This window comes from Dissulfurimicrobium sp., assembly GCF_049968175.1.
GTDB classification, from domain to species: Bacteria; Desulfobacterota; Dissulfuribacteria; order Dissulfuribacterales; family Sh68; genus Dissulfurimicrobium; species Dissulfurimicrobium hydrothermale.
On the sequence record NZ_JBMFRG010000071.1, the window covers coordinates 1 to 8,413 of the forward strand.

10 protein-coding genes are annotated in these 8,413 nt (G+C 47.3%); 7 read left to right on the forward strand and 3 right to left on the reverse strand.

The features are described from left to right. Window positions 1-445: 445 nt before the first annotated feature. Window positions 446-1,969 (forward strand): sigma-54-dependent transcriptional regulator, encoded by a 1,524-nt coding sequence (locus tag ACP5SG_RS08515; protein ID WP_424661442.1) that lies wholly within the window; start codon window positions 446-448, stop codon window positions 1,967-1,969. A gap of 8 nt (window positions 1,970-1,977) precedes the next feature. Further along, window positions 1,978-2,337 (forward strand): response regulator, encoded by a 360-nt coding sequence (locus tag ACP5SG_RS08520; RefSeq protein ID WP_237888581.1) that lies wholly within the window; start codon window positions 1,978-1,980, stop codon window positions 2,335-2,337. On the opposite strand, the gene ACP5SG_RS08525 is transcribed toward ACP5SG_RS08520, so the two are convergent. The 3 genes from ACP5SG_RS08525 to ACP5SG_RS08535 are packed head-to-tail and all read right to left on the reverse strand — an operon-like array spanning window position 2,334 to window position 5,056. Continuing rightward, entirely contained in the window at window positions 2,334-3,389 is a 1,056-nt protein-coding gene (locus ACP5SG_RS08525; protein WP_237888582.1) for a protein-tyrosine phosphatase family protein, read from the reverse strand. The genes ACP5SG_RS08520 and ACP5SG_RS08525 overlap by 4 nt on opposite strands. A gap of 39 nt (window positions 3,390-3,428) precedes the next feature. After that, window positions 3,429-4,610 carry a hypothetical protein gene (locus tag ACP5SG_RS08530; RefSeq protein WP_428123545.1) on the reverse strand — a complete coding sequence of 394 codons (1,182 nt, stop codon included), beginning with the start codon at window positions 4,608-4,610 and terminating at the stop codon, window positions 3,429-3,431. A 26-nt stretch (window positions 4,611-4,636) separates the two neighbouring features. Continuing rightward, entirely contained in the window at window positions 4,637-5,056 is a 420-nt protein-coding gene (locus ACP5SG_RS08535; protein WP_237888584.1) for a secondary thiamine-phosphate synthase enzyme YjbQ, read from the reverse strand. Between the two features lie 239 nt (window positions 5,057-5,295). Here ACP5SG_RS08535 and ACP5SG_RS08540 point away from each other — a divergent pair, with 239 nt between their 5' ends. The 5 genes from ACP5SG_RS08540 to ACP5SG_RS08560 are packed head-to-tail and all read left to right on the forward strand — an operon-like array spanning window position 5,296 to window position 8,251. Continuing rightward, window positions 5,296-5,841, forward strand: a complete 546-nt coding sequence (locus ACP5SG_RS08540; protein ID WP_330873290.1) for a cupin domain-containing protein — start codon at window positions 5,296-5,298, stop codon at window positions 5,839-5,841. A gap of 17 nt (window positions 5,842-5,858) precedes the next feature. After that, the gene (gene speD / locus ACP5SG_RS08545; protein ID WP_330873291.1) at window positions 5,859-6,299 is read left to right on the forward strand and encodes an adenosylmethionine decarboxylase; all 441 of its coding nucleotides are present in this window, start codon (window positions 5,859-5,861) and stop codon (window positions 6,297-6,299) included. 1 nt (window position 6,300) lies between these two features. Further along, on the forward strand, window positions 6,301-7,197 hold the full coding sequence (gene speB / locus ACP5SG_RS08550) for an agmatinase (protein ID WP_237888585.1): 897 nt from the start codon (window positions 6,301-6,303) through the stop codon (window positions 7,195-7,197). Between the two features lie 23 nt (window positions 7,198-7,220). Next, complete coding sequence (locus ACP5SG_RS08555) at window positions 7,221-7,994, forward strand: metal ABC transporter ATP-binding protein (RefSeq protein WP_424661444.1); 774 nt, start codon at window positions 7,221-7,223, stop codon at window positions 7,992-7,994. Between the two features lie 38 nt (window positions 7,995-8,032). Then, on the forward strand, window positions 8,033-8,251 hold the full coding sequence (locus ACP5SG_RS08560; protein WP_424661445.1) for a hypothetical protein: 219 nt from the start codon (window positions 8,033-8,035) through the stop codon (window positions 8,249-8,251). Window positions 8,252-8,413 lie beyond the last annotated feature (162 nt).

Genomic DNA, 8,413 nt, shown 5'->3' on the forward strand with positions numbered 1-8,413 from the left:
GAAATCGCCCAGAATCCGAGTATCATGGCCAAGGCCTGCGCCGCCTTCAAGGAAGTATTTAACACGCAGACACATCTAAGAATCAGTTTTAACAAGGTCTGCATCACCTCCCTCCATTTGCAATTTTACAATCTGAACCGGGGAAAGATAGGCTTTTGCTTTTATTAAAAACTATTTCACGAAGCCATGCCCTAATTTAAACATCCATATATTTTAATAATAATTTAATTCTCTCGGAAAGACAAAAAATTATATTATTAAGTAATTTTATCTGACGGTTTCGATGTACAAAGTAATATATTGCACAAAATCTCAGGCCAAGTAATTTATACATAGAGTCCCTTATAGCGATCTATTTTATCGTTCCGAACAAAATAATGAAGAATCGTTGCATTGATTCCGTCAAGGTTTATCCCTTCGGTTGAGATGGCAACGGGAGGGTTAAATGGCAACGGCCGAAAATAACAAGAATATGTGCCTTAGGCCTTTGCAAGAACCTCTAGCTACCTCAAGACCGGGCATGAGAGAAGATTTTAAAATTATCAACCATAGCCACCGACAGCCCCATATTTTAATAGTAGACGACGACAGAGAGATGCTCACACTCCTTGGCAAGGTGATAGGGCGAAAATGCAAATGCGAACTCACTCTCGCATCATCAGGCAGAGAAGCGGCTGAGGTGCTTAAACAGGACCTGCCGGAGGTCATCCTTACGGATGTAAAGATGCCCGATATGGATGGCATAACACTGATGACCCTTGCTAGAGAACTTGACCCAACCATTTCTGTAATCATAATGACCGGCTTTGGGACCATTGAACTTGCGGTAAGCGCCATGAAAGAAGGGGCCTATGACTTTCTCCAGAAGCCGTTCGACAACGACTATCTTGTACATGTCATCAGACGCTCGATAGAGCGGACGCTTCTCCTCAGGGAAAACCGGCGACTTCAAAAAAAAATAGAAGATCAGGGGGCATTTCATGGCCTCGTCGGACAATCGCCGCGTATCCGCCGCGTCTTCGATCTTATATCAAAGATTGCCGATACGGACGTGACGGTGCTTATACGCGGGGAAAGTGGAACTGGTAAAGAATTGGCCGCAAGGGCCTTGCATGAATTAAGCAGCCGCTCAAGCCGACCGATGGTTGCCGTAAACTGCCCAGCCCTGCCTGAACACATCCTTGAAAGCGAACTCTTCGGCTATGTAAAGGGGGCGTTTACCGGGGCCGTCAAGGACAAAAAAGGGCTTTTTTTGGAGGCGGACGGCTCGACCATACTGCTTGATGAAATAGCAGACATACCGCTGTCCATTCAGACAAAGCTCCTGCGCGTCCTACAGGAAAAAGAGATAAGACCGCTCGGATCGACACAAAGTATCAAGATCAATGTGCGCGTCCTGGCGTCTACAAACCAAGACCTCGAGAGCAAGATCAGGGAAGGCAGTTTTCGGGAGGATCTCTTTTACCGACTCAACGTCATAACCGTCGTCATGCCGCCTTTAAGGGAGATTCAAGAAGATATAGCGTTTCTTGCCTACCATTTTTTAAGATTATATGCCAAGGAATATGAAAGAAACGTGACCGAATTCACGCCTAGGGCCATAAAATGCCTTGAGAGAAGACAATGGAACGGCAATGTCAGAGAGCTCCAAAATACTATAAAGAGAGCCGTTCTCCTGAGTTCAGGCAATACTATAGACCTGTCTGATATATATGCAAACGGAGAAGGAGCTGAAAAGGAAATAACATGGCAACATATTCCCTGCTTTGAACAATTAAGCTACAATAAAGCAAAAATACAAGTTGTCAGCCTATTTACAAGAAATTATATTAGAAGGGCGCTGGAAAAAACTATGGGCAATGTAACCGAGGCCGCAAACATAAGCGGGATTGAAAGGCAGGCCTTCCAGCGTTTAATGAGGCGGTACGGCATAAAATCAGAGGAATTTCGTTCAAAGGATAAAAGCTAGAGGTCTGTATGGCGCAGATATTGGTGCTTGATGATGTGATTGATGCAGGCATCATGATAAAAAAGATCCTTGAGAGAAAGGGACATGATGTCCATGTCTTCGATGAAGAAGAGGGTGCGCTGGATTACGCAAAGGGGCATCCTGTCGAGCTTGCAATCCTGGATATAAAGCTCAAGAAATTGACCGGAATCGAGGTCCTTGAAGAGCTGAAGAAGACAATGCCGGACATAAAGGTCATAATCTTGACCGGCTACCCCACCATAGAAACCGCGAGACAGGCAGTCGACCTCGGCGCAGTCGAATATTGCATAAAGCCGATAGATAAAGACGAACTTGAGAAAAAGGTCGCGCAGGTGCTCAAGTCCTAGGCCTTAAGGAGGCTGTAAAAATAGGTCTGTACAAACCTACCGGAAACCACATCATAAAACGGGAATATCAACACATTCTCGTCGGCGAATGTGCCCGAAAGGGCAAAAAACATATTTTTCGAAACGCCCAAAAGCATGTCTTCGATCAGTCCATAACTTGAGACATCAACGGGGATACCGCAAGACCTACATCTCAAAGGCCGGTATTCATAAAGAACGCATTTACCCGCTGCGTTCAAAGGACACAGGAAATCCGTCAGATGATCTTCCCGTCTGACCCTGCTATCTTCATCCTTCGCTTGAACGGCCATCCCCTTTTTTATCGCAGCGGAAAGCCCTGCGGCCCTCGCTATGATCTCAAGCCGCTCTTTGCTTGTGAGGGTGCTGTTGAGCTTGTTGTTTATATAAACAGCCTCTATAAATTTTACCTCAAAACCATCATGGCAACAGAAATCGGAATCGAGCCCACAGTCTTCGTATCCCGGCACCTTGCGCCTGTATTCCTCTTTTTTTTCTTCAAACCCTTGAACGACCGCCTCATATTGCGCAAAAAAACTAGAAAGGTTTACAGTGTGCCTATACTCCAAGATCGGCTCTCTTATCTTTAATTCACCGGTCTTTTTCCCATATTTCTTTAAAAGATGCCATTGTTCGTAATTGGCCGGAGTAGCATATGTGGGCTTCAACTTTTTAACTGCAAGCTTGAGCCCAAGACCTCTACGTATAAGATATGCTGTCACAAACGTCCCGGTCCTCCCGATCCCATGTCTGCAATGGACCAACACCCTTTTGCCGAGATAAACCGCCTCGTCCAGCCATGCGAGGGCCTTTTCCATCTCCTCAATGGCAGGAACGCCCTCGTCCTCGATAGGGAGATAATAGACCTCAAAGCCGGTCTGCTCCTCAATCTTATGGAGATCGCAAAATTCAGCGCAAAGATTCATGATGGCGTTTATGCCCTGCCTCTTAAGCGAATCGAGCTCTTCATATGACATGGGTGCATAGCCTACGGCAAGATGCGATGTGATCCAGTTAAGCCTGTATTCAGCCATACTATCCTGACGTTACCTCAATTCACATGACAACATGCATCAGACCTGGAATCCGCCGGGACCATCATATCTGAAATCATATCTCCCTGCCATAAACTCCGCCACCCATCTCTCTACGGTCGCCTCGTCCTTGATATCCATATCCATCAGCCTGGTAACGGCCAGGAGACGTCCAAGAATATCGAGCCGCCCTTCTATTTCGAGCCGCCCAAGCCTATCAATGCGGGCGTTTATAACATCTTTTTTTGTCCTGACATCAAAATCCAATCCATTCAAAACGCCAGCCAAAAACGCTACCCTCAAGGTCCTTCCCCGAAAGTCGCCGCCTCCCCCAGTAAAGCTGAACATAATGTAGTTTTGATCTAGATCCTCCCCGCAGAGGGCGTCAACAACGACAAAATGATATCCAAATTTTATACTTATGTTCATGTAATCAGCAGATATGGCAGCATAACTAGCAAAGGTCGGGGAATCCCTGCTTGCAATGCCACCCGCCGAGACCGCCTCACCGAAAGACCGCCAATCAAAAGGCATCTGTCCAGACCGCTTGATGTCAGGATAGACGATCCCCTGCCATAAGGCGCGCATAGGTATGGAACAGACCATCGATATGTCAATCTCCTCAAGCCCCTCGCACCCCTTGCAGAGACCGCCATCCATATCCAACAAATAAAGGTTGACAGGGTGTTCCGATACGAGCCTCTTTGCCCCCTTGATCTTGCCGCTTATAATATCAGTGCCGGTCGAAAACATCTCGTATATGGCCTTTTCGTGCACAAAACGGATGATGTCATGCATCGAACGGCAACCCTGCGGACGGAACGAGTGATGAGAGGGATCCAAGAGATTCAAGTGGTCTATAAAGACCATCATATCTTTGAAATCGTGATAGGGAGACAAACGGCCCGACATATGCCTCATGATGTCGTCGTCTATCTTTTTAAAAGACCACGGTAAAGCAAGATAAGAGCCTGGGACCATCTCCAGTAGACACTCAATCATGTTGCCGACCGCATCCCTGAGACTTTTGTAGAGGCCTTGAACGGCCTCATTGCTTACGGCATCTTTGCCGTAAACCAACTCTTGAAGCCCAGCTATTACTGCGTGCGCCTCCTTGTCACTCTCCAAAAGACTTTTAAATGCCCTGTATCTGTCTCTCAGGAAGACACCGGGATGAAACACCCGGCGGACAAGGCGCCTGATAAGCTTAATCACGAACATAACTCATCCGGCCGGAAGCCATAAACTTATTCGCCTATAATCTTCACCAACACCCTTTTTCTTCTCCTGCCATCGAACTCGCCGTAAAAAATCTGCTCCCACGGCCCAAAATCCAGACCGCCGCCCGATATTGCGATCACCACCTCCCTACCCATGACCTGCCGCTTGAGATGCGCATCTCCATTGTCTTCCCCTGTCAGGTTGTGCCGATATCTCGATATGGGCTCATGGGGGGCGAGGCCTTCCAGCCAGTCTTCGTAGTCCTTGTGCAGTCCTGGTTCATCGTCATTAATAAACACAGAGGCGGTTATGTGCATGGCATTTACCAAACAGAGGCCCTCCTGTATCCCGCTTTCGCGCACACAGTCTTCAACCAGTGGGGTAATGTTAACAAACCCCATCCTAGCAGGCACATTGAACCAAAGTTCCTTCCGGTAGTGCTTCATGGCGTTTCTCCAAGGCCCCCTTAAAGATTCAATTTATTTAAGTCTATCAAAAAATCACAGGCAATAAAAGGATAATAAAACCATTCCCTGATCTTAAAAAAATTATCTTTAGAGCAGCCACTCCAACAAAAAATTCCCTTGACAACCAGGGATCCAACATTTATATAAGCGCCCAACATAAATCACTTTGTTTAATAACAGTAAACTCAATTCCGGTCGAGGCCGGATAGCAAAAGATAATGGAAATCAAGATAGGCGAAAGGCTCAAGCGCCTGCGGCTCGCCAGTAATCTGACTCAAGAAGAGCTTGCGAACCGGACGGATCTTACAAAAGGCTATATAAGTCAGCTCGAGCGCGACAACACCTCCCCGTCGCTTGCAACCCTTGGCGACATCCTTGAGGTGCTGGGGATAAATCTTGCTGATTTCTTTAAAGAGAGCCCGCAGGAACAAACGGTCTTTAAACGCTCGAATCGGAAGTTATTGGCTGATTCCACCGAGGAGGCAAGGGTTGAACTCTTGATACATGCCTCTCAAAGGCAGGAGATGGAGCCAGTACTTGTAACCTTGGCGCCTGGTGCAAAGACAAGGGAGGACAGGCAACACCAGGGTGAAGAGTTCGGCTTTATCCTTTCGGGCAAGGTAATGCTGCGTCTAGGCAGACAGAGCCATGAGCTTGAAGAAGGGGATTGTTTCTATTTTTCAGCTGACAGAAGACATTTCGTGCAAAACACCGGTCAGGCTGAGGCCAGGATATTGTGGGTGGTTACGCCACCAACTTTTTAAACAAGGAGGACAAAAAGATGATGGAAGACATCGAATACGGCTTCGGGCAGCACCTGATGATGGATGGTTACGGATGTGACCAGGAAAAACTAAAAGATCTAGACGGGATCTATGACTTTTTGAGCCGTTATCCCGAAGAGATAAACATGACCAAGATCATGCCGCCCTATGTATTCAAATATTCAGGTCTAATCCCTGAAGACTGGGGCATATCAGGTTTTGTGCTCATAGCCGAAAGTCATATAAGCATCCATACCTTTCCAGAAAAGTTATACCTGAGTCTGGACATCTTTTCCTGCAAGGCCTTTGACACTCAAGGGGCCATAAAATATATTACAAATCTCTTTGACATCAAAAAGGTTGAGATCAAGCTACTCGACCGCGGGCTTGAATTTCCAAAGGTTATCCGTAAGGTACACGACTTTGTGCGCGCCGAAAGGACAGGCATGACAATTTAACGTGGATCAATTCCTCGGACTCTCATCATCTTGCCCGAACAGGGACCAGGCAAAAGCGATCCTGGTCCCTGTTCCTTTTGATCTCACCACATGCTACAAGGCAGGTGCCAGAGATGGACCGGCACGCATCATCGAGGCATCTCCACACATGGAGTTCTATGATGAAGAGACGGATTCAGAGGCCTTCAGAAAAGGTATCTTCACGGCTACGCCGATTGAGCCTGAACTGCCGCCTGAAAATATGGTCCGAAAGGTCAGGGAGGCTGTAATCCCGATTGTACGTTCAGGCCAGATACCATGTGTAATCGGTGGTGACCACTCTGTAAGCATCGGTGCCATAGAGGCAATATACAGCGAGCTGGGACGGCTCAATCTAGTCCACTTCGATGCACATACTGACTTGAGGGATTCCTATCTCGGAAGCCGATACAGCCATGCCTGCGTTATGAGGCGTGTTTGGGGACTCGGCGATATAATACAAATAGGTGTGCGTGCCGTCTCCAGGGAGGAAATGGAATTTCTAAAGGGGCAGAGACACTGGCCGACCTGCCGACCTATCTGGGCCAACATGGTCATCGAAGACAGGGAGGCCTCAATAGCCGAGACGATCTCAAGGCTCAAGCAACAGCCGACATATGTCACTATAGACCTCGACTGTCTAGATCCATCGATTATGCCGGCAGTCGGTACGCCAGAGCCAGGTGGACTTTCCTGGAGCGATATCACAAAATTTTTAAAGGCCATCGCAGCGTCGACTATGGTCGTCGGATTCGATGTCGTGGAGCTTGCGCCGATCCCTGGTTATCATGCAGCCGATTTCTTAGCTGCAAGGCTGATATACAAATTCCTAAGCTATATCTTCAATATCAAAAACTTGATCCCTGTGGATCAGGATTAAATCAGTCGTAAAAATAATAAAATATGGATACAACAACCAACACTACTAAAAAGGGAGGCGTCCTTGTCCGGGTCGAACACGTCGACTTTTCATATAGGGAACAACAGGTTTTAAAAGACATAACATTTGATATCGCTCGTGGGGACTTCCTGGCCATCATAGGCCCTAACGGGTCAGGCAAATCAACCCTCATAAGGCTTATTTTAAGGCTTCTCTCACCTGACAGTGGCGAGATCTACATCCTCGGCAGGCCTGTCAGGACCTTTTTCAATTGGGACATGATCGGTTATGTCCCACAAAAGGCCACCCACATAGACCCGATCTTCCCTATAACAGTCGAAGAAGTGATAGCCCTTGGCAGACTTTCAGGCAAGAAATTCCCTCGATGGCTGGACAAAAAAGACAGGGATGCGGCAAGACAGGCGGCCAATCTTGTAGGGATCGGTGAATACGTTGACTGCCGCATAGGTGCGCTTTCCGGGGGTCAGCAGCAGCGCGTATTCATAGCCAGGGCCATAGTCAACAGTCCCGAAATACTCTTTCTTGATGAACCGACCACTGGCGTCGATGTAAAGGCACAGGATGACTTCTATGAAATGCTTGACAACCTCAACCGCAGCGGGGTTACAATAGTCCTTGTTACACACGACATAGGTATAGTAAATAAACATGTCAATAAGGTGGCATGCCTCAACCAGACCCTTGTCTTTCACGGGACACATGATGAATTCTGCTCATCGGCAAGGGTAAGGGAGCTGATCCCTGGAGACCACCACCTAATACTCCACAGACACTGACTCAAAGACTCAAAAGTCCTGTGCGATATGTCCTTAATATGTCATTGAAGATGCTGCCTATAGCAAAAAAATCTATGCCATACGGCCTTGCATTGACGATGGCGACCTACGCCGCAGCGTCACCAGTTCTATCATTGCCCCTTGCACATGTCGATACAGATAAGGTGGAAAAAGAAAGGAGATATAGACAAATGGAAATGAATACCTCAAACCCAACAAGGGTCGATGAGGTCATAGACAGCAAAGATGACTGCTGAAAGGGACTTGTGGGCGTAGGTCTGCGCCTCAGATCCCCTAATACGCCCAGAGAATACAGGATCAAGGTATTGATAATGCCCGATGTCATGCCGAAGATGATCCGTCTGCTGAATATTGTCGGTGGAAAGGTCATAAAGGAACACCACGGCCATGGCTTTATC

Excerpts from the sequence above, each read along its gene's own strand:
- ACP5SG_RS08535 (WP_237888584.1), bottom strand. The coding sequence starts at position 5,056 with ATGAAGCACTACCGGAAGGAACTTTGGTTCAATGTGCCTGCTAGGATG.
- ACP5SG_RS08560 (WP_424661445.1), top strand. The coding sequence starts at position 8,033 with ATGTCATTGAAGATGCTGCCTATAGCAAAAAAATCTATGCCATACGGC.
- speD (WP_330873291.1), top strand. The coding sequence starts at position 5,859 with ATGATGGAAGACATCGAATACGGCTTCGGGCAGCACCTGATGATGGAT.
- ACP5SG_RS08530 (WP_428123545.1), bottom strand. The coding sequence starts at position 4,610 with ATGTTCGTGATTAAGCTTATCAGGCGCCTTGTCCGCCGGGTGTTTCAT.
- ACP5SG_RS08515 (WP_424661442.1), top strand. The coding sequence starts at position 446 with ATGGCAACGGCCGAAAATAACAAGAATATGTGCCTTAGGCCTTTGCAA.
- ACP5SG_RS08555 (WP_424661444.1), top strand. The coding sequence starts at position 7,221 with ATGGATACAACAACCAACACTACTAAAAAGGGAGGCGTCCTTGTCCGG.
- ACP5SG_RS08520 (WP_237888581.1), top strand. The coding sequence starts at position 1,978 with ATGGCGCAGATATTGGTGCTTGATGATGTGATTGATGCAGGCATCATG.
- ACP5SG_RS08540 (WP_330873290.1), top strand. The coding sequence starts at position 5,296 with ATGGAAATCAAGATAGGCGAAAGGCTCAAGCGCCTGCGGCTCGCCAGT.
- ACP5SG_RS08525 (WP_237888582.1), bottom strand. The coding sequence starts at position 3,389 with ATGGCTGAATACAGGCTTAACTGGATCACATCGCATCTTGCCGTAGGC.